Genomic DNA, 25,223 nt, shown 5'->3' on the forward strand with positions numbered 1-25,223 from the left:
TCAGCCGGACCGCGAAGCGACCACGGATCGTCCCCGTGGCACCATCCGCCATCTCGCACTGGCATCGCTTTACCGCGTTGCAGTATCGTCGGCCGTTCAGTGCCAGGATGGCGCATTCCCCAACGCTACAGGGCCCTCATGAAATCCATCCTGACGCTTTGCGGCGCGGTGCTAGCCGCCCTTTTCCTTGCTAACGGCGCGAACGCCGTGGATGAAGGCAAGTCCGCCTACCATCCGTTCGAGACCTTCGCACCTTTCGTCTATCCCCAAGCAGCCAATGCCTACCGGTCGGCCAGCGGCAAGCCCGGACCACTGTTCTGGCAGAACCGGGCGGACTACCAGATCAAGGCCACGCTGGACCCGGGTACCCGCAAGCTCACCGGCGAAGAGGTCATTACCTACACCAACCACAGTCCGGACGATCTGGACGTGCTGTGGCTGCAGGTCGAGCAGAACCGCTATCTGAAAGATGCGCGCGGCGCCTTTGGCGGCGGCCGCTTCCCGACCGAATTCACCGACGGAGAGCACATTGCTGCCGTGGCCGTGGAAGGCAGCGACGGCAAGCTGCAGCAGGCTGACTGGTCAGTTTCCGATACGCGCATGCAGGTCCGCCTGCCGCAGCCCTTGAAGGCGCGCGATGGCAAACTGCGCGTGCACATCAGTTACAGCTACACCGTGCCGGGCGAGTTCGGTGGCCGTACCGACGTCAACCCGACCAAGAATGGCGAGATCTTCGAGATCGCGCAGTGGTACCCGCGCATGTGTGTCTATGATGACCTGCGCGGCTGGACCACCGACCCTTACCTCAATAATGAGTTCTACCTGGAATACGGCGACTACGACTACTCGGTGACCGTACCGTGGAACATGATCGTGGTGGGTTCGGGCGAACTGCTCAATCCGCAGGACGTGCTGACCAAGACCGAAATGCAGCGCCTGGACCAGGCACGGCACAGCGACACCACGGTGATGATCCGTTCGGCAGAAGAAGTGAACGATCCCGACAGCCGGCCCAAGCAAAGCGGCATGCTGACCTGGCACTTCCGGATCCAGAACAGCCGCGATGCGGTGTTCGGTGCGTCCAAGGCGTTCATCTGGGATGCCGCGCGCATCAATCTGCCCGACGGCAAGACCGCGCTGGCCGAGTCGGCCTATCCGATCGAAAGCGCGGGCAAGGATGCCTGGGGCCGCGCCACCGAATACGTGAAAGCATCCACCGAGTACTTCTCCAGGCAGTGGTATCCCTATCCTTACCCGGTAGCGATCAACGAAGCGGGCTCGGCGGGCGGCATGGAATACCCAAGCATCACCTTCGACTCGAAGGAAGCCAAGGGCAGCGACCTGCACGCATTGATCGCGCATGAAATCGGGCACACCTGGTTCCCGATGATCGTGGGCACCGACGAACGCCGCAATGCGTGGATGGACGAAGGCTTCAATACCTTTATCGACGTGTACGAAGCCGATCACTTCAACCACGGCGAATACGCGCCCAAGCGCGATTCCGAATACGCGCCCGGCCATGGCAATCCCGCCGACGAGATCGTCAAGGTATTGACCGATCCGGATGCGCCGCCGTTGCTCACGCGCGCCGACGAGATCCAGGAGAAGTACCGCCATCCGGTCACCTACTTCAAATCGGCCTACGGCCTGGTCTTGCTGCGCGAGCAGATCATCGGGCCGGAGCGTTTCGATCCCGCCTTCCGCAAATACATCCAGACCTGGGCCTACAAGCATCCCAGCCCATCGGATTTCTTCCGCTTCATGGAAAGCGAAACCGGCGAAGACCTGAGCTGGTTCTGGCGCGGCTGGTACGAGTACAACTGGAAGCTGGATCTGGCAGTGGAGAACGTGGCGCCGCTCGACGGCGACTGGCGCAAAGGCGCGACGGTTACGCTCGCCAACCTGGATAAGCTGGTAATGCCGGCCACGCTGCAAGTGGTCTACACCGATGGCAGCAAGCAGGATGTGCGCGTGCCGGTCGAAACCTGGATGCAGCACCGCAGCTATGTGATCAACGTGGCAGGCAACAAGCCGGTGAAGTCGGCGACGATCGATCCGCAGCATGCGATTCCGGATGTGGATCGGAGCAATAACACGTTTACGGTGCGGTAATCGGTTTCTCTCCAAGGGCCCTCTTGCCGCATGGGCGGAGGGCTCGGGCGCCTACGGCTCCGGCGGGGTGCGAATCGCCCGCGAAAAATCATCGTCCGGTTTCGTATCGCGTGCGCGTGCCGTGATATCGCCCTGCCGTATCAGCACATCCAGCGGATAATGCTGGTCCAGCGCGCCCACGCCATACAGATAACCTGGCAAATAAGCGGTGAGCAGCAGCCGGTAATCGTAGGGCAGCCCCGGATCGATGCGCCTGGCCATGTCGTACACGATGGTCACGCAGTTCGACGTCGCGGTGTTATAGAACGCTGGCCTGGCGGCCAGCTGGTTGGCCTCGCTGACATAGGCGAGGAAGAGCGAACGCATCGCCGGCTTGCTCATCTGCAGCCGGTACAGGTGATCGGTTTCGCCGCGCACATTGGTCCGCACGCGAATCATGTCGCGCTCGTCGGCAGCCACGATCGTGCGTTCGTAATGCTTGAAGAACCCGCCCATGGACGAAAACGACTGTCCCCGCCGGCGGCGGATTTCCACCGAAAAAACCACATGGGAACCATCATCGAAGCCGAATGACAGCAAGGCATGGACGATGCCGGGCATACCCCACGAGGAGAGGATCAGGTCGGCCGATGCCAGCTCACCGAGGTTGTAGTGGCGCGTCTCCCAACGCGCGTCGTAGTCGTCTTCCGAACGCCAGTTGAAATTGCGCACGTTGTAGAGCGTGACATGGTCGCCCGTCACGTCACCGGTGAGCAGGCGTGCCACATCATCGGCCCAGTCGCGGTGGTTGGATGGCATGATCGTGCCCCTCCATGCCAGCAACAACATGAAAGCCAGCGCGTAGACCCCGATCGGCAAGCCACTGCGCCGGGTCCAGGCCGCCACCAGCAGCGCCAGCACAAACACCACCCACAGGAGACTTGCCATCCAGCGGAACATGGCGCCGCCGGGAAACTGATACCAGAGCGCCAGCGCGCCCCATCCGCCCGACAGCACGGCAGCCAGCACGGCCAGCACGTAGAGGATCCATCGCAGGAACATTGGCCATCTCCTCGTAATGGGATTTCGCGACAACTCCGCGGCCGTAGTCCCAGCGCCGGAGCGCGCGCCGGAGCGCGAGCCGCGCAGCCGCATGGCGCAACCGCCTGATGCATGGATAATAGAACGGCAACGACCGACTCATCCGCTTCCACCCGCGAGAAGAATCGATGACAGGCCGCAAGCCAAACTGGATTCCGCGTGTCGTTGCCGTGGCAGCGTTGCTGCTGGGCGCCGGTTGCGACATGGTCGGCGTGCACCATATCGCGCAAAAGGATTACGCCGCCCAGCGCCGCAGCGACGTACTGAGTACCCGCACCCTCAGCGACAGCACCGTGCAGGCCCTCAATGTCGTGGCGCTGGACCGCGACGCATGCGCGGCGAATTTCCCGCGCTGTACCAACACCCTGCTCTATTCCGACGGCCTGGACGACGAACGGCGTCTTTCTTCCCTGGCCGAGCTGTGGCTGGCCTATGCGATCCAGCACGATCATGCCGGCGACAGCACGGCCATCGACGATGCGGCGCTGGATGCCTACCTGCAGTCGGCGCGCTATGCCTATGCCTACCTGTTCTACACCGCGCGCGATCCGGGCGAGCGTGCGTTCGAAACCCGCCAGTGGCAGGTACTGGATTTCTACAACTACGCCACCCGGCGCGCGGTAGGCAGCTTCTTCCGGCTGCTTCCCACGCTGGGCACGGACTGGATGCGCACGCCCGTGGCGGGCTGGAACCTGCTCAAACCCAGCACCGATGTCTACCTGGGGTCGGGCGACTATCTGCCCAAGCAGCTGATTCCCGCCGCAGACCTGGGCTTCAGCGGCCTGCGCAACAGCTATCGCCGCGATGGCTTCGGCTCCACCTTTATTGCCATCGGCGCCAATCCGAACGATAGCGATCAGCCTTGGCGCGAATCGAACTATGTGCCGCTGACCGCGGTACTGGAGTTTCCTGGCGCTACCCTGCAAAGCGTGCTGGAAACGCACGACGTGCGCGTGTATGCGAAGAATCCCTACCTGGACAACGCCATCACCCTGGACGGACAGAGCATCCCGCTGGCCGCCAACTTCACCGCCCCCTATGGCGTGTGGCTTGCGCGCTCCGGTTTTGCGCAGCAATCCATCCGCTCGCTGCTTGGGCGCGGCGGACTGGCTCGGCCGGAAGTGCTGCTGATGCAGCCTTACGATCCGGACCGGCTCACGGTGATCATGTTGCACGGGCTAGCCAGCAGTCCGGAAGCGTGGATCAACGTGGTCAACGAAGTGATGGGTGACGAACAGTTGCGACGCACCTATCAGGTCTGGGAGGTGTATTACCCGACCAATGTACCGGTGGCGGTCAACCTGGCGCAGATCCGCAAGGCGATCGACGACACCTTGCATCACTTCGATCCATCGGGCCGCGCCGTGGCATCCAACCATATCGTGCTGATCGGCCACAGCATGGGCGGCGTCATCGCGCGCTTGCTGGTGTCGTCCAGTGGCGACCGGCTCTGGCGCGTCCTGCCCGAGCGCCCGGGCCTGACCGCCACGCAGCAGCAGAAGATACGCCAACGTCTCGCGCCTTACCTGCAATTCACACCGATGCCGCAAGTGACGCGGGCGGTATTCCTGGCCGCACCGCATCGCGGTACGCCCGTAGCGCAATGGAAACTGGCGCGCTGGATCGGCAGCCTGATCCGCCTGCCGCTGACGCTGCTGGAAGAAGGCAAGGGCCTTACGGATGCGATGCAGGGCAAAGGCGCCACGCGCGGCACGCCCGCGCGCATCCCCAACAGCATCGACAACCTCAGTAACGAAGATCCATTCATCGAGGCGTCGAGCACTTTGCCGATCTCGCCCGAGGTGCATTACCACACCATCGTGGGCATCTATAAATCGAAGGGACCGCTGGCGGCATCCGACGACGGCGTGGTGCCCTACGCCAGCGCCCATCTCGACGGCGCCGATTCCGAACTGGTCGTGCCCTCCTGGCACGACGTGCAGGAAACGCCCCAGGCGATCATCGAACTGCGTCGTATCCTGCGGCTGCACGCCAGCGCCCTGCACTGCCTGTGGCAGGCTGGCGCGGGTGACGCGGGCAGAACGCAGCTTGCGTGTGGGCAACCGTCGTCGTAAGCCGCCGCCCTATAAAGCGCTTGGTGAATCCGAAACTTGACGCGCCGGGTCGCGCAAACGGCTCCCGAACAATTCCCTCATAGTCCATGCACAAGCCCCGCCCTGATCTGAAGGCACCAATAAAAGCTCAATCGCGCTTCGCGCCAATGCCGTTGTCGGTTTGGCAACATGATCCATCCATCACCGCGCGCTGCCTTCAGTTCGGAACGATTGCGCTGAAACCAGGAATCAGGACATCGAACGCGCGCTGCACGAACCAACCGGTAGCCATGGCGATAATCAACAGCGAGCCCCAGCGAAACAGCACCACTTGATAAAATCGTGTCTTGCGCATCAGGTAGGCCAGCGGCAGGAAGGCAAGCACGATCGCTTCCTGACCAATCTCCACACCGACACTGAACCCGCCCAGGGATGCTGCCATGGCGCCGGCCGGCAATTGCAATCCCGCCAACGCGCTGGCAAAGCCCAGCCCATGGATAAATCCAAAGGCGAACGCTATCAGCCAAACTCGTTTATGCACTACCGGGTAAATATTATTTAGCGCCGCAACCATCACCGATAGCGCGATGCCCGATTCCACCAGCCGGCTAGGCAAATGCACGATGCCAAGCACAGCCAGGGATAACGTGATCGAGTGCGACAGACTGAAGGCGGACACCACCTTGATGACATCCAGGCAGGGTGGCCAGAAACGTGTTGCCGCCTCCCAGCGATACTGTGGGCGCTGTGTCAGCGCGGCCATCACCACGCCGGTGGCCTCGCTCATGACCGTTCCTTTGCGCCAGGACTCATTTGCAGGTGGCACGCGGCGACGGATCAATACCGCGGGCAACAATAACGACAACAGGAACAGGATATGATCGATGCCGGTCCAGATGTGCCAGATGCCATCGGTCACGAAACTCTTGAATTCTCCCCAGCGATCCGGCTCACGCAAGTTGAGGCTGGCTACGGGGTTACTCGGCCCCAATACCGCCCCGGCGATCTTGTCGCCTGCGTGAATCGTTACGATTCCACGATGATAAGGATCGAGGTCGTACATCAGTTGATAGACGACGGTCAGCTTGCTCGGGATGTTCTTGTCGCAGACGGCATCGAACAAGATGACATCGTAAGCACCATCGGTATGATCATCGATCATTTGCCCGGTGGGCTGCATCGTGCAAGTCAAGCCATCGCCCTTGATGGTTAATCGAGACAATGCATAATTTTCGATCGCGCTGCGATGTGCCTGCACCTCGCCCCAGGTAATGGCGCCGTCATGCCGGGTATCGAGGCCGATCGCGAAATCGAGATCGCGCAAAGCGATATCCCATTGACCATGCATGACATGATCATTCGCGACGTCGGTGTGCAAGGTCAGGTACGCATCGCTTTCTTTGTGCGCCCACGCATCCGGCGAGGCCAACCCGATGGCGGCGGCACAAAATGCGATCAGCAGACTACGCAGGTTCACGGGTTGCGTCGCGTCAAGGCGGCTTTTCCGCTGGTGGCTTGCGCCAACTGCACCTGTGCAACCAATGGATTAAGGGTTACGTCATAGAGGTGGGTGCGGGCGATGAAGTCGAGTACGGGTGTTGCCGCCGAGGGATCCTGGCTGGCGATCGCCGCCTCGAGGTAGACGCGCACATCCTTGGGCGACCGCTGCACTTGCCAATCCTGCCTTGCCAGCTCGAGCGCCACGTTGGGATCATGCAGGATATGCAGCGTGTAGCTAGACTGCTCACGCATAAAAACATGGTCGCCCCGTTGCTCCATCGACTTGAACCGGGCATTCATCTCGGCCACGTCGCCTTTGGCGCGAGATAGGCCCAACGCAGTTTCGGCTGTTACCAGCACCAAGAACGACGTATCCGACTGGGTATCGCCGCTGACCAGGTTGATCGCTTCCTGCGCGCGTCCTTGGTCGAGCAGGAACTCGCCGTAGTCGGCGAGCAGAAAGTTATCGCCCGGTGTCCACTGCAAGGCATTCCTGAAATGCGCATCGGCCACCACCGGTTTACCCATGCGGGCCGCCGCTTCGGCCAAAAGTCCTTCGACCCATGCCCTGACCGCCGGCGGCGCCTTGGGGCCGGGATCTTCCACCATCGATATCAATGCATAAGCTTGTTCCGGGTGTCCGGTCAGCGAGCGCAAAGATGCCGTACACACGATTCCCATGAAATCACTGCTTGCATTGGCCAGATGCACGCAAGCATCGTTGGCTGTTTCATCATCGCCCTGCACCATGGCGACGGTGGCGAGTGTCAACCAGGCTTGAGCGTTGCCTGGGTCGCGCTTGAGAACCTGCATCAACTCGTTGCGCGATGCCTGGAACATGTGTCGGCTTTGCTGGATCGTCGCATGCACTAGCAACACCGGAATGGGTGGTGCAGCCTGGATCATGTAAGGCGCGATCACCGCCATCGCGCGCCCAAGAAACCGGGCGTCCCCGGTGGATCGTCCGTAGTCGATATACGCCATCGCCAGCGCCACAGCCCTGCCTGCATCGTTCGGATGCCGCTGGAGATCCTCGCGCAGTCGAGTGAACTGGCGCACACGCGGATCAGTCGTTGGTGGCACTAGCTGGAGCACTATATCCGGATGAGCCGGTATGTACGGTGTACTGTGCTCGGCTTGTGCCATGTCAGCCATCAGCAACAACGCAAGCGAAAGGAAGACGCGCAGTGCATCGCGGCACGCATTGCGATGCACTGCGCCAGGCTTGCTTCTGAATCCAAAGCTCAGACAAGAGAGTCGATGGCAATCCATGGTCAGGGCTCAGTTGGCGGCCACACCATTTTCGCCGTTAGGAGAACCAGGCAGCGGCGTCATCAGGTACGGGAACTGAGGAAGATACGTGTCGGCTGGATATTCGTCTCCGACGACCTTTTCAGTCGCCGCGGTCGGACCCGGCGAGCGCGTACCATCCGTAAACGGTGCGCCGTTATTCGGATCCTTGGTTTCATTACCACAGGCACCGATGGACGTACTGCACAGAGCGCCTTCTTCCACGCGCAGGGCAATGTCCACCACATCGTCATAAGGACGACGTCCATTCGGGAACCCCGCCAGATCGCCGCCCAGTACGCCCAGATCGTTCTGCTTGGCGGGCGCGGTAACCGGTGTGCTCGTGTTCAAGCGGAGCTCTTCCGACGGCGTGACGCTGGCGGGTTTGTTAAGACCCGGCACGCCGGTCAGGAACACGGTGACAAGGTCATAACGCGGGGTATGGGGGATAGCCGCCCCGAACAATGTGTTGACGAGCGCAGGGAGCGTGGGATTGGTCACGTATTTCGCGAACTGCGCATCGTCGCACGGAGCACTGCCATTGTACTTGTCTTTATCCGGCAAACCGATCACCACCTCGTTGAACAGTGGCAGGCCCAACCGTGAGACCTGCACATAATCAGCGGGCCCTGCGTTAGCGGGTGCTGCGGATTGGCCGCCATTAGCCGGGTCGATGTCCAGATGTTTCGGAATGCTGGCGGTAGTCCATCCGCCGATGATTGGATCGGAACTGTTGCTGCGCAAACAACTTGCCGGAACCTCCAATGCAAGCGTGTCAACATTCTTGGCAGTCAGTGCATTGTGCGAGGACTCCCGCGAGCCGAGCGGGTTGAGGTTGAACAGGTCGAAGATTTCCCCGACGTTGACGACGAAGCCATCTTTACGCTGTCCGGCGAACACCCTGCCGTGCTGCGAGCATCCAGGAATAACGACATCGTAAACATAGTTGTTCGCGTAGCCGGCGTAGTCATTGATCGACTTAAAGCCGATATTGTCGACCGGCTTGACGAATGTCGACGACCCGCCCTCACTATTCACAAGCGGCCGGCCCTTGCTGTCATCGCCCTGCAGCACTTCCACTGTATACGTTTCGATGCGATTGAGATCGCTTTGATTGCTGCTGGAAATACGGCCGATGTTGAGCACCGGCACAGCAATGGGCTTGCCATTTGCACCCGTAGGAACAGTGAGATTCTTGTAGGTGTTGGTGAAGCGGAAGCGGAAGGTCAAATCCGATCGGGCATGCCCGGCATTGTCGATATGAATGTCGTAGTAGGCATTCGGATCAAGCGCGTAGTAAATAGGACCTGCACCGGGTGTCTGTAGCGGGTTGTAGTTGGCGAGCAAGGTGACGTATCCCTGACGTCCCGGCTCGTAACTCATGAACATGTAGAAGTCGCTGCCGTCGACTTGCGGAAGAGTGCTGATGAACGGCGCCTCGCGATGGCTTGATGCGAGCGCAACTGCTGGCACCAGACTGATAAACAGGAAAAGCGGTTTGAATTTCATGGTGTTTTCTCGCCCTGCGTAGTTTGGTCACATTCCGCGGGAATCTTACGGGCGGTACATAAAGCGACTCCACGCGGTTCCGTGGTACGGATCCCGCTCCTGAATTTCGCTCCGACCTGAAGCGCGGACAATACTTAGGTAATGCACCCTGGATGCATTGATAAGCGTTGCTCCCATCCATCTTCACGATCGGCCCCTGGCCAATCCCCTTCCTTGGTGAACATAGGTGGATACGTTTATAGCCGGGATACGAATGCACGGCGCCGAGAACAATAGGGCACGCAATGTTACTACCGCGCATTTTTTTCCTATTTTTAGGAGAACGTAATAGATATTATCCACGTCATCGGACCGCATGCATGATCATTACAAATAAAAGGATCTGATTTTTGACGGACACAGTCGTTGAACGGATATACGTTGCCGATGATGACGTGATCCGCATTGCCTTTTTGATTCGACATATCACTAATTGCCTTGTTTGGTAACTGTAATATCCTTGCTTTCGATCGCTTTAAGTTCGACTTACCGTCAACGCAGCGATCCTGGAAGCCCGGTCGTCCGCGCTCAACCGGCCGGACACGACGTGGCGGGAAAGCATCTTTTTTCGTATCGAATCTCCATTGTCCGTTTAACTTCCGGCAGGAAACAGTCATACGCGCGGATTCGAGGGTTTAAACACACTGGCGTACGTCCGTATCTTTCAACGCATCGTCGACATAGGAGCGCGTAGCGTTGCCCCGGTCGCCAAGCGTCCATGCTTGTCTAGGCTTGTCTCGCCAAGTGGAATATTGACCTATTAATAAAATCCGGGGAATTTCGCCGTTACTTCGTCACGTTGAATGTCTGTTTGGGTAGCGAACATTCGATGCAGCCGCCATCACGCCAGACACATATCCAACCATTGACGGTGGCGAGATCCTTGCCTCCCCTTGGTTCAGGTGATCGCGCCTCCTAGCCGGCACTTTCGCCGTTCCATCGCTCAAGGATAGGGAGCCCAAACCGTCATCCCATTCGCAGAGGGTGGATTGCATGTACGTGCGCCGCGTACGCCTGGTCCATTCTTGTTTGCAGCTTGCAGTCTTTGCTTCACCGGTCCTGCTTTCAGCCCAGGCAAGCCATGCACAGGCGATAACGGCGCAAGGCAACATGGTTGCCATTGACTCCAATCCGGCCAAGATGGCCAAGACGTTGCAGCGCGTGTCGGTGATTGGGCACTACGATAACGCGGTCGGCACGTCGAATGCGGCCTCCCAGGGCATCATTTTGGGATCACTTTTGCAGGACTTGCCTCTTTTGCGCCCCGGCGAGGTGCTGGAGGCTATTCCAGGCATGGTGGTCACGCAGCATTCGGGCGATGGCAAGGCGAATCAGTATTTTCTTCGCGGCTACAACCTCGATCACGGCACTGACTTTGCGACTGGCGTCGATGGCGTGCCCGTCAACATGCCAACCAATGCGCACGGCCAGGGTTATTCTGATTTAAATTTTGTGATCCCTGAGCTTGTACAGCAAATCGACTACCGCAAGGGCACCTACTTCGCCGAGAACGGTGATTTTTCCGCAGCAGGATCAGCCGATATCTATTATCGCAATAGCCTGCTCGCGCCGTTCGCTCAAGTCACCGTAGGCAGCTACGACTATCGGCGCGCATTGATCGCCGGGTCGTTCCCTGTGTTTCCCAACCGGAGCGACGCCGCAGCAACGTCAGCGTCCGCCGGGCCCATCCTGCTGGCTGCCGTCGACGGGCTGGAAGAGAATGGACCGTGGCGATTACCCGAAGGCATGCGCAAGCTAAATATTCTGCTGCGCCTGACTGACGGCGATGCAACAAACGGTTGGTCCATCGACGGCATCGCCTATCAGGCCCACTGGAACTCCACCGACCAAGTGCCGCTGGCACTCATACAGTCTGGCCAGCTCTGCCGCTTCTGCGCACTAGATCCCACCGACGGGGGCGATAGCACACGCGATATTCTGTCCGGTGAATGGCACACCCACGACGCGGCTGGATACACCAAGGTAATGGCTTACCTTGAGCACTATCAGCTGCAGCTTTTTTCCGACTTCACGTTTTTCGAACTTCGTCCAGCGACCGGCGACCAATTCGAGCAGGAGGAAGCGCGCAATATCCTCGGCACGAAGTTGGCGCACGGTTGGGCGCACAACCTTTTTGACCATGATTCAACCACCGAGGCTGGCCTGCAGATACGCCGCGACTACATCCACGTTGGACTATTTGATACCGAAGCGCGCGTTCCCTTTCAGACAGTTAACGACAACCTGGTCGGCGAGACCGAGGCCGGGCTCTATATCGAAAACACGACCGAGTGGAATGAATGGTTTCGAACCCTGGCAGGCATGCGCGAAGACATCGTGCAAATGAACCTGACATCTCTATCACTGGCGCAAAACAGCGGTAGCGCATCTGCGAGCAGAACATCGCCAAAGTTATCGCTGATCTTTGGTCCCTGGCACGACACAGAATTCTTCATCAACGCCGGCGATGGCTTTCACAGCAATGATGCGCGTGGCGTCATCTACAAGATAGATCCAACCACTGGCGGACCGGCATCACCTGTGCCGCCGCTAGTAGGCGCTTTTGGTGAGGAAGCCGGCATTCGAACTGACGCGATTCCAGACCTGCAGAGCTCCCTCGCATTGTGGCATCTAAATACTGCTTCGGAACTCATCTACAACGCGGATTCGGATATCGGCAGCACGACACCCAACGGCGCCAGCACCCGCTACGGCGTGGAGTGGAACAACCACTTGATGCTTAATAATTGGCTGCTTTTAGATGCTGACCTCGCCTATACTCACGCGCGCTATACACATGAGAACGAGAACGGGCTTTCCGGCGACTACATCCCAAACGCTGTTCCAAAAGTGGCGTCCATAGGACTGACGGTGCATGACGTCGACGGTTGGTCGGGCGATATAAAGCTGCGTTACATCGGTGCGTATCCGCTATCACAGGACGATGCCCTGGTCGGGCCAAGCTCCCTCGTGACGAATCTACGGGTACAACGGCAACTGTCGCCGCGAATGTCGCTGTCGCTGGACGTCTTGAACATCTTCGACCGAAAGTACTACGACATTTCCTACGAGCAGGACTACCGAGTGTCGACTACCGCGCCGGTCGTGCCTGCGGGCATCACCGTGCACCCCGGCGAACCTCGCGAATTCCGGTTCACTCTGAGACTAAATCTTTAGCTGGACTTCTGCATTGCCAGGACATTGTAACCAGCCGGCGCAAATCTTGAATGCCACGATCAATCAGTAGTGATATCGCTCACCACTGCATCGCGAAACTTACACTCTCTTGTATCGCAGGCGCATAGCCGTTCATCCAAACGCGCCGATCCCAAGTTGAAAATTAGTGCGAGAAAATGAAAAGTTTGAAAATAAACAACCCTTGATGAATCAAGGGCTGTTTATTCAAATCTGACAATACATTCCAGGTATTCATTAGAACGGAATATCGTCATCGTCGAAATTGCTGTTGCTTTCCGGTGGCGGCACGGATTGACGCTGCGGCGCACCGCCGAAATCATCGCCGCCGCTACCGCCACGGCGTGGCGGGCCGCCCTGCGGGCGCTCGCGATAACCACCACCGCCGCCACCGCTCATGCCGCCGCCCTCGCCACTACCGCCGCCGAGCATCTGCAGTTCGCTAGCGATGATGTCGGTGGAATAGCGCTCGACGCCGTCCTTGCCGGTGTACTTGTCGGTGCGCAACGAGCCTTCGACGTAGACCTGGCGGCCCTTCTTGAGATATTCGCCGGCGATCTCCGCCAGCCGGCCGAACAGCTTGACGCGATGCCATTCGGTGCGTTCCTGCTTCTGGCCGCTTTGCTTGTCGGTCCATTGTTCGGAAGTGGCGATGCTCAGGCTGGCAATCGCGGTACCGCTGCCGGTATAGCGGACTTCGGGATCCGCGCCGAGATTGCCGACCAGGATGACTTTATTTATGCCGCGTGCCATGGATGACCTCAAGACTGAATCTGGACAAGTTTTTTTGCTTGATCAGCGTCGGATTGCCGCTTCGCCGCGATGGTGGACACTACGCCTGCAGCCTTGGCTGAAATGGCGTGCGCGCGGAGGACCATCGACGCTGACCTTGGTTTTCCACGAGAGCCGTCAACCACCGGCCCACAGGCACTCCATGATACATGCCTGACGCCCGGCCTCCCGGCACTCGCTCCAGCTTGGGTGATGGGCCGCCATCCCGGCAATACCCGGGCCCAGCCGCATACCCCATCGGTACAACGGCCGGATCGCAATTCACACCTTGAAGGCCATGGTGGCCTCGATAGCCTGTCGCCACCCCGTGTAGAGCGCCTCGCGCTGGTTTTCCGGCATGGCGGGTTCGAACCGGTGATCGACTGCCCAATGACGGGCGATGTCCTCGCGGCTGGACCAGAAGCCGGTGGCGAGGCCGGCCAGGTAGGCCGCGCCCAGCGCGGTGGTCTGGGCCACTTTCGGCCGCAGCACAGGCACATTCAGCATGTCGCTCTGGAACTGCCCCAGGAATCCGTTGGCGATGGCGCCGCCATCGGCGCGCAACTCTTTTAGCTTCAGGCCCGCGTCGCTTTCCATCGCCGCCAGCACATCGCGGGTCTGGTAAGCCATCGACTCCAGCGCCGCGCGAACGAAGTGCTCCTTGGTGGTGCCACGCGAAAGCCCGAATACGGCGCCACGCACATCGCTGCGCCAGTAGGGCGCGCCCAGTCCGACAAAGGCCGGCACCATATAGACGCCTTCGTTGGTGCCGGCGCGCTCGGCGTATTGCTGCGAATCGCTGGCCTTGCCCAGCATGCGCAGGCCGTCGCGCAACCACTGGATCACCGAACCGGCAACGAAGATGCTGCCTTCCAGCGCGTATTCCACTTTGCCGTCCAGGCCCCAGGCGATAGTGGTGAGCAAACCGTTCTGCGAGGTGACGGCCTGCTCGCCCGTGTTCATCAGCATGAAGCAACCGGTGCCGTAAGTATTCTTGGCCATGCCCGGTTGGAAGCAGGCCTGGCCGAACAAGGCCGCCTGCTGGTCGCCCGCCACGCCGGCGATCGGCACTTCCTGGCCGAAGAAATGCCGGCCCAGGGTCTTGCCATAGATTTCGCTGCTTGAACGTACCTCGGGCAGCATCGCTTTGGGCACATCGAGCATGTCCAGCAGCTGGTCGTCCCATCGCTGTGCGTGAATGTCATACATCAAAGTACGCGAGGCATTGGTGTAGTCGGTGACATGCGCCTTGCCGCCGGTGAGATTCCAGATCAGCCAGGTATCGATGGTGCCGAACAGCAGCTCGCCGCGCCTGGCGCGTTCGCGCGCACCCTCGACGCGATCGAGCATCCACTTCACTTTGGTGCCGGAGAAGTACGCATCGATCAGCAAACCGGTCTTGGCGCGCACCATTTGGTCGTGGCCGGCGGCGACCAGTTCATCGCAGATCTCGCGGGTCTGCCGCGATTGCCACACGATGGCGTTGTAGATCGGTTGTCCAGTTGCCTTGTCCCACACCACTGCGGTTTCACGCTGGTTGGTGATGCCGATGCCGGCAATGGCGCGCGCGTCGACCTGCGCGTTGTTCATCACTTCGGTGATGGTGGTAAGCACGCTGGTCATGATTTCGCGCGGGTTGTGTTCGACCCAGCCCGGCTGCGGGAAAATTTGCCCGAATTCGCGCTGCGCTACGCCGGCGATGCTTCCCGCGCGATCGAACAGAATCGCGCGTGAGCTGGTCGTGCCCTGGTCGATCGCCAGGATGTAGGGCTTATCCATGAAAGGCTCCTGTGAAGTCGGTCGCGATCCAGCCGCCCATGCGGCCGGTACGCCGGACGCATGGAACGGTCATTGCCCGCATGCCCGGAAACACGGCTGACAGTAAGAGGGGAACAGACGCCGACTCACGCGAACGAAGCCCGGCACCGTGGCGCGTTGGCGAGATACGTCGCCAGCCGCGTCACCTGTTCCGGCTGGAAACGCAGGCCGAGCTTGCTGCGCCGCCAGAGCACGTCGTCGGTGTCCACCACCCATTCCAGCGCACGCAGATAATCCACTTCAGCCTGGTAGAGATCCGCGCCGAAGTGCTCGCCCAGGTCCTGCAGCGAACGTGCCTGGCCGAGGATGCGCGTAGTGCGGCTGCCATAGCTATGCACCAGGCGCCACACCATCGCTTCGGGCAGCCAGGGGTGCGCTGCTTGCAATTCGCGTTGCAGGACGTCCACGTCCTGCCGTTCGCCACCGGGTAATGGATGGCCTTTGGACGTCCATGCTTCCGACGCATGCGGAAACAGCGGCGCCAATTGGTCCAGTGCTTCTTCCGCCAGTTTGCGGTAAGTGGTCAGCTTGCCACCGAACACGTTGAGCAGCGGCGCGCCGTGCCGGTCCAGCTCAAGCAGGTAATCGCGCGTGACCTGCGAGGCATTGCCGGTGTCGTCATCGAGCAGCGGGCGCACGCCGCTGTAGCTCCATACGACATCGGCTGGCGCGATGCCGCGCTTGAAGTAGCGATTCACGGCGTCGCACAGGTAATGCGTTTCCTGCTCATCGATGTGCAATGACGCGGGATCGCCGTGATAGTCCAGGTCGGTGGTGCCGATCAGCGTGAACTGGTGCTCGTAAGGGATCGCAAACACGATCCGGCGATCGGGCTGCTGGAAGATATACGCATGCGAGTGTTCGAACAGCCGCGGCACGACGATGTGGCTGCCCTTGACCCATCGCAACGCATGATCATGGCCGACCTTGGCCACCTGTTCGAGGAACTGCACGGCCCACGGGCCGGTGGCGTTGACCAGTGCCCTGGCGCGCACCAGCAATGGCTTGCCTTGCGCCGGTTGCAGGCGCACATCCCAACCGCCTGGGTCGCGGCTGGCACTCAAGCAGCGCGTGCGCGGGTAGATGGTGGCGCCGCGTTCCAGTGCATCCATCGCGTTGAGCACCACCAACCGGGCATCCTGCACCCAGGCATCGGAATACACGAAGCCGGTGTGGAAGTCCGCGCGCAAGGCCGCTCCGGCCTCGTGTCGTTTCAGTGCGATGCGCCGCGATCCGGGCAAAGTGCGGCGACCACGCCCCAGGTTGTCGTAGAGAATCAGGCCTAGCCGGATCATCCACACAGGCCGCAGATGCGACTGGTGCGGCAACACGAAGCGCAATGGCCAGATGATGTGCGGGGCCGCGCGCAGCAGCACCTCGCGCTCGGCCAGCGCCTTGCCTACCAGCGCGAATTCGTATTGCTCCAGGTAGCGCAGGCCGCCATGGATCAGCTTGGTGCTGGCGCTGGAGGTATGCGCAGCCAGATCGTCGCTCTCACACAGGCAGACCGAAAGCCCGCGCCCGGCCGCGTCCCGCGCAATGCCTACGCCGTTGATCCCACCGCCGACTACCAGTAGATCGAACTGCTCAGTCATCGCTCGTCCCTGGAACTGCATTGCAAAGCATCGCTGCGGGCTGCTGGAACACGCACTGCGCCTGTGCGCGGCAGCGGCGGATAGAAGGCCATGCGCGGCATCTCCGGTTTCGCGTTCGGACGTTGCCTTTAGGATCGCATGCCAGGGCCTGGCTCGCTTCGAGGGAGCGATGCACTTGCGTACCGGCCGTGGTGGACAGCCGGCTTGGCCACAGCCTCCAGCGCCGCAGGCGCGGCAGCAGGCAACGGCGTTCACCTTCGCGCTATGGCGCTGGACCGGCTCGATGCCACCTGCTCCGGCAGATCGTGGCTTGGCCTGCGTCTGGAGAATCGCCGCAAGATGGCGCGGGGCCAAACAATCCTCGGTGCACCGTCAAAGCGCCGGACTGGAAGAACTTTCGGGCAGGATCACACGTAATGCAGGCTCCGCCCCTATAATCGAAGTTCTATGTCCAGCCCCAGCCGCATGAACACCGTTCTCCAGACCATCGATCCCGCACGCGATTTTGCCGGGGTGCGCGCCCTTGCCGAGGGCGACATGCAGCGCATCGATGCCCTGGTCCGGCAGCGGCTGGCCTCCGACGTGGTGCTGATCAACCAGATCGCCGACCACATCATTGCCGGCGGCGGCAAGCGCCTGCGCCCGATGCTGCATGCCCTGGCCGCCGGCGCAGCTGGCTACACCGGCGACAAGCACATCAAGCTGGCGGCGGTCATCGAGTTCATCCATACCTCTACGTTGCTGCACGATGACGTGGTGGATGAGTCGGACCTGCGCCGCGGCCGCAAGACGGCCAATGCCCTGTGGGGCAATGCCGCCAGCGTGCTGGTGGGCGACTTCCTCTATTCGCGCTCGTTCCAGCTGATGGTGGAGCTGGACGATATGCGCATCATGCGCATCCTGGCCGATACCACCAACACCATTGCCGAGGGCGAGGTGTTGCAGTTGCTCAACATCGGCAATGCCGACGTGGACGAAGCGGCCTACCTGGCCGTGATCGAGCGCAAGACCGCCGTACTGTTCGCCGCCGCCACCCAGCTGGGCGGCTTGCTGGGCGGGCTGGCGGAAGCTCAGGTCGCGGCGCTGCGCCGCTATGGCATGCAGCTCGGCTACGCCTTCCAGATTGCCGACGACCTGCTCGATTACGTCAGCGACGTCAGCACGCTGGGCAAGAACATCGGCGACGACCTGGCCGAGGGCAAGCCCACCTTGCCGCTGATCTATGCGCTGCAGCGCGTCAGCCAGGAGCAGGCGCGCGAGATGCGGCATGCGATCGAGCACGGTGGCCTGGATTCGCTGGATCCCATCCTTCAAGCCATCCGCGAGTCGGGCGCGATCGAGCGCACCCGCGAGTGCGCCCTGCGGCACGCCCGGGCCGCGCGCGAGGCATTGGCCTCGCTGCCTGCGTCTTCCTATCGGGATGCTTTGGCGACGCTGGCCGATTACTCGGTGCAGCGCACGTTTTAAAGGAATCCGTTACTTACCCGGCGATTCCGGCGGGATATTCTCGCGATAATCGATTCTTCTGAGAATGCGCGTTTTGGTCGAAACCAGCAGGTATTCGTTTTCCGTGCCATGCACCCATTCATAGCCATCCGTGGGCTTGTCCAGATGGTAGTGGTGGTAGTTCTGGATGACGTTGCCGTCCGCCATGTATTGCTCGGGCACAGGACGTCCCGTGTGATAAAGCTGTACACCCGCCCGACTTGCACTTTCCGGAAATGGCGATGCCGCAATGCCAAACGACACAAACAGCAAGCCGGAAAGCAACGCTTTGGAATACGACCTCATGCAATATCCCCTTTTGGCTGTGTCACGACAGAATCGCCGATTAAGCATGGCTTGCGCAATATGCCCCATGTCGACCCTGAGCAACGTGGGGCGCGCACTGACCTGAGCTATACCATTGCAAGCGTTACGGCGTGCCGCTGAAAGCAGCACGCAGCCAATCCTGCATCAGGCGATAACTGCGCGCGGCGGCGCGCGGATCGTACTTGCATCCTGGCGAGTTCTCTCCCACTTCGGTGAAACAATGCACGGCATTGCCGATCACCACGAATTCCCAGTCGGCCGGACTGGCGCGCATTTCAGCCATGAACCTGTCGGCATCGGGCATGGTGCCCTTGTCGTTAGCGCCGTTCATGGCCAGCACGCGCGCCTTGATGTTCCTGGACAACGCCGGATCATCGGTCGCCAGGCCACCGTGGAAGGACACGACAGCGGCAATGTCTGCGCCACTGCGCGCCAAATCCAATACGGCGGTGCCGCCGAAGCAGAAGCCGATCGCCGCCAGCTTGCCGGTATCGATCGGCGCACGCCCGGCCTGTGCTTTCAACTGCGCAAGCGCTTCGTTGATACGCTTCCTCATCAGCGCACGATCGCCATATAAAGGCTTGGTCGCCGCTTGCGCCTGATCGGCATGTCCCGGCTGGGGCCTGACATTTTCACCATACATATCAACCAGCAGGATGACGTAATCCTTGCCTGCGATCATGTCCGCCTTCTGGATGGCGGCATCATTCACGCCGTACCAGTTCGGCACCATGACGAGCGCCGGACGCTTGACAGCGCCGGCATCGTCGTACACCAGCACGCTCTTGAAGTGCGTGCCATCCAGCGTCCATGCCACCGGGCGATGCACCATCCGGGCCTGCGCGGCAAAGCTCAGGCCGACCAGTAACGCGAGACAACTGAATCGAGCGAAGCGCATTCGTATCTCCTTTGAATAGAAGGCGAATCTGCCGGGATGGGCGACTACGTCACTAGGGATGCTCTGATCAATGCTACGTAGGCGTCACCAGCTCTGTCTGTTCGCAGACCATAGGTTCGTCGGCGCACGCGGGGAGGGTACATGGATGTACCCGGCTTTGAGGAGCGAGGAAGGCGGACTGGCTGTCTGTCGAGACGACGGACCGCAGGGATGCGGACAGACAGAGCTGGCCCCAACATGTTGAATTTAAAGCGATGGGGTGATGTCCAGAAGGCTCGCAGAGTGCGCCGCGCGGCTTGGCAAGACGGCCAGTCTTCCCGGCGCCGCACAACCCACTCTGCGAGCCTTCTGGTCATCATGCCGCCTGCGTAGCATTGATCAGAGCATCCCTAGAGGCCCGCGGCGTGAATGGCGATCTGCCGCTTCAATGGCGTCAGGCGGTCGAGCAAGTGCACGCCCAAGCTGCGCGCCAGGACCAGCGGCGATGCCTGCCAGGCATAAATGCGCGCCAGCGCATCGAAGCCATAGGCATCGAGGGTATCCGCGCTGCGCCGGCGCCGTGCATAACGCCGCAGCACGTGCGCGGCGGCAAAGTCGCGGCCGGCAGCGCGGGCGGCAACCAGCGTGTCGCGCAGTTCGGCGACATCCCTCAAGCCGAGATTCACGCCCTGCCCGGCCAGCGGATGCACCGCGTGCGCGGCATCGCCCAGCAGCACCATCCGTTCGGCCTGATAGGCCCTGGCAAGCTGCAGTTTCAAGGGGAACGCGGCGCGCGGCGTGGTGGCCGTGATGCAGCCCAGCCGAAAGTCGCTGGCAACGCCCAGTTCATTGAGAAAATCGTCATCGCTCAAGGCCAAGACCCTTTCCGCCTCGATCTCGGGCAACGACCACACGACGGAGCTGCGACCGTCGGCCAACGGCAGTAAGGCAACAGGACCTGTAGCCAGAAAACGCTGCCAGCAGGCATGCGCATGCGGACGTTCGGTGGCGACGTGTGCCACGACCGCGCGCTGCGCATAGTCGCGGCCGTGCGTAGCAATGCCAGCGCGCTCGCGCAGCGGCGAGCCCGCACCGTCGGCAGCGACCAGCAGGCGGGTAGCGAGGCTCTCGCCATCGGCAAGTTCCAACACGACACGGTCGGCACGCACCTCGTAATGAGTCACCGCCGCGGGACACAGGCGCTGCACGCCGGCAGCCTCCAGCGACTGCCAGAGCATCCACTGCACCAGGCTGTTCTCGACGATGTAACCGAGCAGGTCGCGGCCCCCGTCGGCAGCATCGAAATCGATCGCCGCGCCGCTCGCGGCATCCCACACATGCATATGCGCGTAAGGGCAGGCGCGCGCGTGGCGAATGGACGTCCATACGCCCAGGTCATTCAGCAATGCCACGGAGGATGGCGCAAGGCCGACGACGCGCAGGTCATGGTCGTCCCGCGCATGCCAGGGCGAAGGCGGCCGCGCTTCCAGCAAGGCCGTGTTGAAGCCGGCACGACTCAGCGCGAGCGCCGCGGCTGCGCCGACCATGCCGCCGCCAACCACGGCGATGTCGATGGCGGGCGCGCGGCGTTGCGTGGCAGGAATGGTTCTCATGGCAGGCGCTCCAGCACCGCGCGCGGCGGTTGCCCGCGAAAACCCATGCCGCGGCGGGCAAGCGCCCGCTGCAACGGTGGTACGCGGTCGTAGGCGAGCAAGGCGAGCGAGCGCAACGGCGCGAGCCAGGGCTGCGGCATGCACGCGAAGCGAACGAGATCGTGGCTCATCGCCATCGTGCCCGCGCGGTCCGGCTCACGGCGCGCGGCATACTGCTCCAGCAGCCGTGTTGAACCGGGATCGGCCGCCTCCGCCACCAGTTCGGCCAGCGTCAAGGCATCGCGCAGACCAAGGTTGAAGCCCTGGGCGCCGATGGGATGTACCGTTTGCGCGGCATTGCCGACCAGCACCGCGCGCGATGCGATCAACCGTTGCGCGGCAACCCGACGGATCGCATACGGATGGCGCTTGCCCGGCCGCTGCAACCGTCCCAGTCGCCAGCCGAAGCGCCGTTGCGCCAATGCGATGAAATCCGTGTCGTCCATGGCGCCGACCTCGGCAGCCGCGGCCGCGGCCACGGTAAGCACCAATCCGCAGCGACGCTCGGCCAGCGGCAGCATGGCAATCGGTCCGTCATCGGAGAAACGCTCCCAGGCGCGGTTCGCCGGATCCCGCTCGGGCGTCAGCGTGCATACGAACAGGGTTTGCCGGTAGTCATGAATATCGGCCTGGATGCCGAGCTGGGCGCGCACGAAGGATTCGGTACCGTCGGCACCAACCAGCAACGCGGCGTCGATATGTCGCGGGCCTTGCTGGGTCTGGATTTCCGCACGCCAGCCATGTTCGTAGCGGGTCAGTCCGGTGAGGCTTGCGGGAGCAATGCGGGTGAGTTGCGTACAGGTATCGAGCCTGCGCAGCAAGGCCGCGCCCAGTTCGCGGGCGGGCAAGGTCCAGCCTAATGCGTCCACGCCATGGTGCGCCGCATCCAGGCGTGCGCTGCCGAACTCGCCGGCGCGACTGACGTGGATGTGCCGAATCGGCGTGGCCTGCGCGGCGGCAAGCGGCCACACGCCGATGGCATCGAGCCCGTTCACGGTGGCGCGGGCCAGGGCGAGATTGCGCTCGTCGTAGCTGGGTTGAGCGTCCGTGCGCGGCGCGGCGGCTTCGACCAGGGTGGCGCGGCAACCGGCGGCATCGAGCGCAATGGCAAGGCTGGCGCCGACCAGTCCGCCGCCGACAATCAGTACCTGGCCATGGGAGTCAAACGGAACAGAAGCATTCATGCCCGGATGATACGCGCTGGCACATGCTTCTTCGCATGAGTCAGCCCACGTTGGGCTAAACTCGGCGTCTTTCATTAGCGGTCCGTTTCAGGGAACTCCTTCATGGCTACGACACAAACCCAGCGCCTTGGCATCCTTGCCGCGCTTGCTCTGGTGATGGCGGCAACCCGCATGCATCACTTCGACGCCCTGCCCGATGCCAGCTGGGGCATATTTTTCCTCGCCGGCTTCTGGTTGCGTGGCTCGGCCCGCTGGGCGTTCCCGCTGTTGATGGCCGAAGCGGTGCTGGTGGATTACATCGCGATCACCCATATGGGCATCAACTTCTGGAGCCATTACTGCGTTTCGGCAGGTTACTGGTTCCTGGTCCCGGCGTATGGCGCACTGTGGCTGGGCGGCAGCTGGCTGGCCAAGCACCACGCTGGCCTCCGGCTCTCGACCCTGGCCTTGGCCGCAGCGGCGTTGCTGGTCAGCGAAAATCTCTGCTATCTCATTTCGAACGGCAGCTTTTACTGGTTGAGCGCCCATGTGCCGGCGCCGCGCAGCTTCGGCGCGTGGTTCCAGAACATGGGTGACTGGTACCTGCCGTTCCTGCAGACCACGGCGCTGTACGTCGGCCTCGGCGCCGTGCTGCATGTGCTGGCGGTGCAGATTGCGCACGTTGCGCGGCAACAGGGTCGGACGCAGCACTGACCATGGGCAATCGCCTGTCGAAAATCTATACGCGCACTGGCGACGACGGCAGCACCGGCCTGGGCGATGGCTCGCGGGTTGCGAAGGATTCTGCGCGGGTCAACGCCTATGGCACCGTGGACGAACTTAACAGCACCATCGGCATGGTGCTGGCCTGCGAGGGCGTCGATGATGCCGTGCGCGAAACGCTGGTCCAGGTGCAGCACGAACTGTTCGACCTGGGCGGCGAACTGTGCATCCCCGGCATGGCGATGATCGAGGATGGCGACATCACCCGCCTGGAACAAGCGTTGGACGGCTTCAACGAACCTTTGCCGCCGCTGAAGGATTTCATCCTGCCGGGCGGCGGCATGGCCGCTGCTTGCTGCCATCTGGCACGCACGGTATGCCGGCGTGCGGAGCGCGAAGTGATCGCGCTGGGCAGGGTCGAATCGATCCGGCCGCAGGCACAGCGCTATCTCAACCGGCTGTCCGACCTGCTGTTCGTGCTCGGCCGGGTATTGGCGCGTGCCGGCGGCCATGGCGAGGTGCTCTGGCAGCACGAACGCCGCCGCAAGCCCACCGCCTGAGCCGCAGCGCATGCTGAAGCTGTTCACCCACCCGGTTTGCCTTCAGCACGACCCCGGTCCGGGCCATGCCGAATCGCCGGCGCGCCTGCGCGCCGTGTTGCAAGCCCTGGATCAGGATCGCTTCGCGCTCGTGGATCGCGTCGAGGCACCCAGGGCCACGCACGAGCAACTGTTGCGCGTGCACGCCCGCGCCCATGTGGACAAGATCCTCGCGTCCGCGCCGGAATCAGGCACGCTCCGGCTGGACGAAGATACCTTGATGTCGCCGGCTTCCACCGAAGCCGCCCTGCGCGCGGCGGGCGCGATGGTCGCCGCGATCGACGCGGTAATGGAAGGCGCGGCCACCCACGCCTTTTGCGCGGTACGGCCGCCCGGACACCACGCCACGCCGGACGCCGCAATGGGGTTTTGCCTGTTCAACACGGTCGCCGTGGGGGCCGCCCATGCCCTGGCCGTGCACGGGCTGAAGCGGGTGGCGATCGCTGATTTCGATGTACACCACGGCAACGGCACCCAGGACATTTTCCAGCGCGAACCGCGCGTGCTGTTTATATCGAGCCATCAGTCTCCACTCTATCCCGGCACAGGCAGTGCGGATGAGCGTGGCATGGGCAATATCGTCAACGCGCCGCTGCCGCCCGGGGCCGGTTCTTACGAATTCCGCGAATTGTGGGATGGGGCGCTGCTGCCGCGCCTGCACGTGTTCAAGCCCCAGCTCGTGCTGGTCTCGGCCGGCTTCGATGCGCACCGCAGCGATCCCATTGCCGATCTGCGCCTGCAGGCGGAGGACTATGCCTGGATCACCGAACGCCTGGTGGACCTGGCCAGGGCACATGCCGGCGGCAGGCTGGTGTCCACGCTCGAGGGCGGTTATGACCTCGCCGCCCTGGCGGCCAGCGCAAGCGCGCACGTCAGCGCATTGTTAGGCGAATAACCTGGCGGCAGTGCCGCCGCCTACCACTGTTCCTTGCGAACATCATTCCAGCGGCGCGAAATCCAGCGCCAGCGAATTGATGCAATAGCGCAGGCCGGTGGGCTTGGGCCCGTCCGGGAAAACATGCCCAAGGTGCGATTCGCACGCCGCGCAACGGACTTCCGTGCGATGCATCCCATGGCTTTCGTCCGGCACCAAACTCACCGCGGTTCGCGTGGCCGGCTGGAAAAAGCTGGGCCAGCCCGAGCCGGAATCGTATTTGGTTTCCGAAGCGAACAGGGGTGCTCCGCAGGCCGCGCAAACATAGGTACCCGGCTCCATATGGTGGTACCACTTGCCGCTGAAAGGCGGCTCGGTTGCCGAGCAGCGACATACAGCGTATTGCTCCGGACTCAGGCTTTTACGCCATTGCTCGTCAGTCTTGTCGGTCTTGTGCTGGCTCATTTGAAATCCTCGCTGGAACGTGTGCCGTCCGAAGGGCCTTTCTGTTAGCTTAACGCCCCTTCGTCGCCGATTGATTGCCTCCGTGAAGCCTA

The 25,223-nt window shown here is 61.7% G+C and carries 19 protein-coding genes; 7 read left to right on the top strand and 12 right to left on the bottom strand.

The window, feature by feature from the left end; translation table 11 throughout:
* Positions 1-138: 138 nt before the first annotated feature.
* On the top strand, positions 139-2,115 hold the full coding sequence (locus ISP15_RS06760; protein ID WP_404546392.1) for a M1 family metallopeptidase: 1,977 nt from the start codon (positions 139-141) through the stop codon (positions 2,113-2,115).
* Positions 2,116-2,166: 51 nt separating this feature from the next.
* On the opposite strand, the gene ISP15_RS06765 is transcribed toward ISP15_RS06760, so the two are convergent.
* Positions 2,167-3,156: an Lnb N-terminal periplasmic domain-containing protein gene (locus tag ISP15_RS06765; RefSeq protein WP_404546394.1), complete on the bottom strand. Its 990-nt coding sequence runs from the start codon at positions 3,154-3,156 to the stop codon at positions 2,167-2,169.
* Between the two features lie 167 nt (positions 3,157-3,323).
* On the opposite strand from ISP15_RS06765, the gene ISP15_RS06770 reads away from it, so the two are divergent.
* Positions 3,324-5,270, top strand: a complete 1,947-nt coding sequence (locus ISP15_RS06770) for an esterase/lipase family protein (RefSeq protein ID WP_404546396.1) — start codon at positions 3,324-3,326, stop codon at positions 5,268-5,270.
* 196 nt (positions 5,271-5,466) lie between these two features.
* Here ISP15_RS06770 and ISP15_RS06775 read toward each other — a convergent pair whose 3' ends face one another.
* From ISP15_RS06775 to ISP15_RS06785, 3 genes are all read right to left on the bottom strand, one after another.
* Complete coding sequence (locus ISP15_RS06775; RefSeq protein ID WP_404546398.1) at positions 5,467-6,627, bottom strand: HupE/UreJ family protein; 1,161 nt, start codon at positions 6,625-6,627, stop codon at positions 5,467-5,469.
* A 95-nt stretch (positions 6,628-6,722) separates the two neighbouring features.
* A complete protein-coding gene (locus tag ISP15_RS06780) occupies positions 6,723-7,808 on the bottom strand; it encodes a tetratricopeptide repeat protein (protein WP_404546400.1) in 1,086 nt (361 codons plus the stop codon).
* Positions 7,809-8,030: 222 nt separating this feature from the next.
* A complete protein-coding gene (locus ISP15_RS06785; protein WP_404546402.1) occupies positions 8,031-9,548 on the bottom strand; it encodes a DUF4331 domain-containing protein in 1,518 nt (505 codons plus the stop codon).
* 1,032 nt (positions 9,549-10,580) lie between these two features.
* On the opposite strand from ISP15_RS06785, the gene ISP15_RS06790 reads away from it, so the two are divergent.
* The gene (locus ISP15_RS06790) at positions 10,581-12,764 is read left to right on the top strand and encodes a TonB-dependent receptor (protein ID WP_404546403.1); all 2,184 of its coding nucleotides are present in this window, start codon (positions 10,581-10,583) and stop codon (positions 12,762-12,764) included.
* 255 nt (positions 12,765-13,019) lie between these two features.
* On the opposite strand, the gene ssb is transcribed toward ISP15_RS06790, so the two are convergent.
* From ssb to glpD, 3 genes are all read right to left on the bottom strand, one after another.
* Positions 13,020-13,535 carry a single-stranded DNA-binding protein gene (gene ssb / locus ISP15_RS06795; RefSeq protein WP_404546404.1) on the bottom strand — a complete coding sequence of 172 codons (516 nt, stop codon included), beginning with the start codon at positions 13,533-13,535 and terminating at the stop codon, positions 13,020-13,022.
* A gap of 300 nt (positions 13,536-13,835) precedes the next feature.
* A complete protein-coding gene (gene glpK / locus ISP15_RS06800; protein WP_404546406.1) occupies positions 13,836-15,332 on the bottom strand; it encodes a glycerol kinase GlpK in 1,497 nt (498 codons plus the stop codon).
* Positions 15,333-15,457: 125 nt separating this feature from the next.
* Positions 15,458-16,966 (bottom strand): glycerol-3-phosphate dehydrogenase, encoded by a 1,509-nt coding sequence (gene glpD, locus ISP15_RS06805; RefSeq protein WP_404546408.1) that lies wholly within the window; start codon positions 16,964-16,966, stop codon positions 15,458-15,460.
* A 447-nt stretch (positions 16,967-17,413) separates the two neighbouring features.
* On the opposite strand from glpD, the gene ISP15_RS06810 reads away from it, so the two are divergent.
* Positions 17,414-18,433: a polyprenyl synthetase family protein gene (locus ISP15_RS06810; RefSeq protein ID WP_404546410.1), complete on the top strand. Its 1,020-nt coding sequence runs from the start codon at positions 17,414-17,416 to the stop codon at positions 18,431-18,433.
* Between the two features lie 9 nt (positions 18,434-18,442).
* On the opposite strand, the gene ISP15_RS06815 is transcribed toward ISP15_RS06810, so the two are convergent.
* The 4 genes from ISP15_RS06815 to ubiH all read right to left on the bottom strand — a co-directional run bounded on the left by ISP15_RS06815 (position 18,443) and on the right by ubiH (position 22,491).
* Positions 18,443-18,757 carry an RcnB family protein gene (locus tag ISP15_RS06815; RefSeq protein WP_404546412.1) on the bottom strand — a complete coding sequence of 105 codons (315 nt, stop codon included), beginning with the start codon at positions 18,755-18,757 and terminating at the stop codon, positions 18,443-18,445.
* Positions 18,758-18,881: 124 nt separating this feature from the next.
* Entirely contained in the window at positions 18,882-19,676 is a 795-nt protein-coding gene (locus ISP15_RS06820) for a dienelactone hydrolase family protein (RefSeq protein WP_404546415.1), read from the bottom strand.
* A gap of 389 nt (positions 19,677-20,065) precedes the next feature.
* Positions 20,066-21,268, bottom strand: a complete 1,203-nt coding sequence (locus ISP15_RS06825; protein ID WP_404546418.1) for a UbiH/UbiF/VisC/COQ6 family ubiquinone biosynthesis hydroxylase — start codon at positions 21,266-21,268, stop codon at positions 20,066-20,068.
* Positions 21,265-22,491 carry a 2-octaprenyl-6-methoxyphenyl hydroxylase gene (gene ubiH / locus ISP15_RS06830; RefSeq protein WP_404546419.1) on the bottom strand — a complete coding sequence of 409 codons (1,227 nt, stop codon included), beginning with the start codon at positions 22,489-22,491 and terminating at the stop codon, positions 21,265-21,267. The genes ISP15_RS06825 and ubiH overlap by 4 nt, the downstream gene beginning before the upstream one ends.
* A gap of 102 nt (positions 22,492-22,593) precedes the next feature.
* On the opposite strand from ubiH, the gene ISP15_RS06835 reads away from it, so the two are divergent.
* Genes ISP15_RS06835 through ISP15_RS06845 form a run of 3 tightly spaced genes read left to right on the top strand, consistent with a single transcriptional unit; the run spans position 22,594 to position 24,687 of the window.
* Positions 22,594-23,184, top strand: a complete 591-nt coding sequence (locus tag ISP15_RS06835; protein WP_404546422.1) for a hypothetical protein — start codon at positions 22,594-22,596, stop codon at positions 23,182-23,184.
* Between the two features lie 2 nt (positions 23,185-23,186).
* Positions 23,187-23,753: a cob(I)yrinic acid a,c-diamide adenosyltransferase gene (locus tag ISP15_RS06840; RefSeq protein WP_404546424.1), complete on the top strand. Its 567-nt coding sequence runs from the start codon at positions 23,187-23,189 to the stop codon at positions 23,751-23,753.
* 13 nt (positions 23,754-23,766) lie between these two features.
* Positions 23,767-24,687 (top strand): histone deacetylase family protein, encoded by a 921-nt coding sequence (locus tag ISP15_RS06845; RefSeq protein WP_404546566.1) that lies wholly within the window; start codon positions 23,767-23,769, stop codon positions 24,685-24,687.
* Between the two features lie 42 nt (positions 24,688-24,729).
* Here ISP15_RS06845 and msrB read toward each other — a convergent pair whose 3' ends face one another.
* Positions 24,730-25,131: a peptide-methionine (R)-S-oxide reductase MsrB gene (gene msrB, locus ISP15_RS06850; protein WP_404546425.1), complete on the bottom strand. Its 402-nt coding sequence runs from the start codon at positions 25,129-25,131 to the stop codon at positions 24,730-24,732.
* Positions 25,132-25,223: the final 92 nt, after the last annotated feature.

The organism is Dyella jejuensis (assembly GCF_044904675.1).
Taxonomy (GTDB): domain Bacteria; phylum Pseudomonadota; class Gammaproteobacteria; order Xanthomonadales; family Rhodanobacteraceae; genus Dyella_B; species Dyella_B jejuensis.

Excerpts from the sequence above, each read along its gene's own strand:
- ISP15_RS06760 (WP_404546392.1), top strand. The coding sequence starts at position 139 with ATGAAATCCATCCTGACGCTTTGCGGCGCGGTGCTAGCCGCCCTTTTC.
- ISP15_RS06765 (WP_404546394.1), bottom strand. The coding sequence starts at position 3,156 with ATGTTCCTGCGATGGATCCTCTACGTGCTGGCCGTGCTGGCTGCCGTG.
- ISP15_RS06770 (WP_404546396.1), top strand. The coding sequence starts at position 3,324 with ATGACAGGCCGCAAGCCAAACTGGATTCCGCGTGTCGTTGCCGTGGCA.
- ISP15_RS06785 (WP_404546402.1), bottom strand. The coding sequence starts at position 9,548 with ATGAAATTCAAACCGCTTTTCCTGTTTATCAGTCTGGTGCCAGCAGTT.
- ISP15_RS06790 (WP_404546403.1), top strand. The coding sequence starts at position 10,581 with ATGTACGTGCGCCGCGTACGCCTGGTCCATTCTTGTTTGCAGCTTGCA.
- ssb (WP_404546404.1), bottom strand. The coding sequence starts at position 13,535 with ATGGCACGCGGCATAAATAAAGTCATCCTGGTCGGCAATCTCGGCGCG.
- glpK (WP_404546406.1), bottom strand. The coding sequence starts at position 15,332 with ATGGATAAGCCCTACATCCTGGCGATCGACCAGGGCACGACCAGCTCA.
- glpD (WP_404546408.1), bottom strand. The coding sequence starts at position 16,966 with ATGACTGAGCAGTTCGATCTACTGGTAGTCGGCGGTGGGATCAACGGC.
- ISP15_RS06810 (WP_404546410.1), top strand. The coding sequence starts at position 17,414 with ATGTCCAGCCCCAGCCGCATGAACACCGTTCTCCAGACCATCGATCCC.
- ISP15_RS06815 (WP_404546412.1), bottom strand. The coding sequence starts at position 18,757 with ATGAGGTCGTATTCCAAAGCGTTGCTTTCCGGCTTGCTGTTTGTGTCG.
- ISP15_RS06820 (WP_404546415.1), bottom strand. The coding sequence starts at position 19,676 with ATGCGCTTCGCTCGATTCAGTTGTCTCGCGTTACTGGTCGGCCTGAGC.
- ISP15_RS06825 (WP_404546418.1), bottom strand. The coding sequence starts at position 21,268 with ATGAGAACCATTCCTGCCACGCAACGCCGCGCGCCCGCCATCGACATC.
- ubiH (WP_404546419.1), bottom strand. The coding sequence starts at position 22,491 with ATGAATGCTTCTGTTCCGTTTGACTCCCATGGCCAGGTACTGATTGTC.
- ISP15_RS06835 (WP_404546422.1), top strand. The coding sequence starts at position 22,594 with ATGGCTACGACACAAACCCAGCGCCTTGGCATCCTTGCCGCGCTTGCT.
- ISP15_RS06840 (WP_404546424.1), top strand. The coding sequence starts at position 23,187 with ATGGGCAATCGCCTGTCGAAAATCTATACGCGCACTGGCGACGACGGC.
- msrB (WP_404546425.1), bottom strand. The coding sequence starts at position 25,131 with ATGAGCCAGCACAAGACCGACAAGACTGACGAGCAATGGCGTAAAAGC.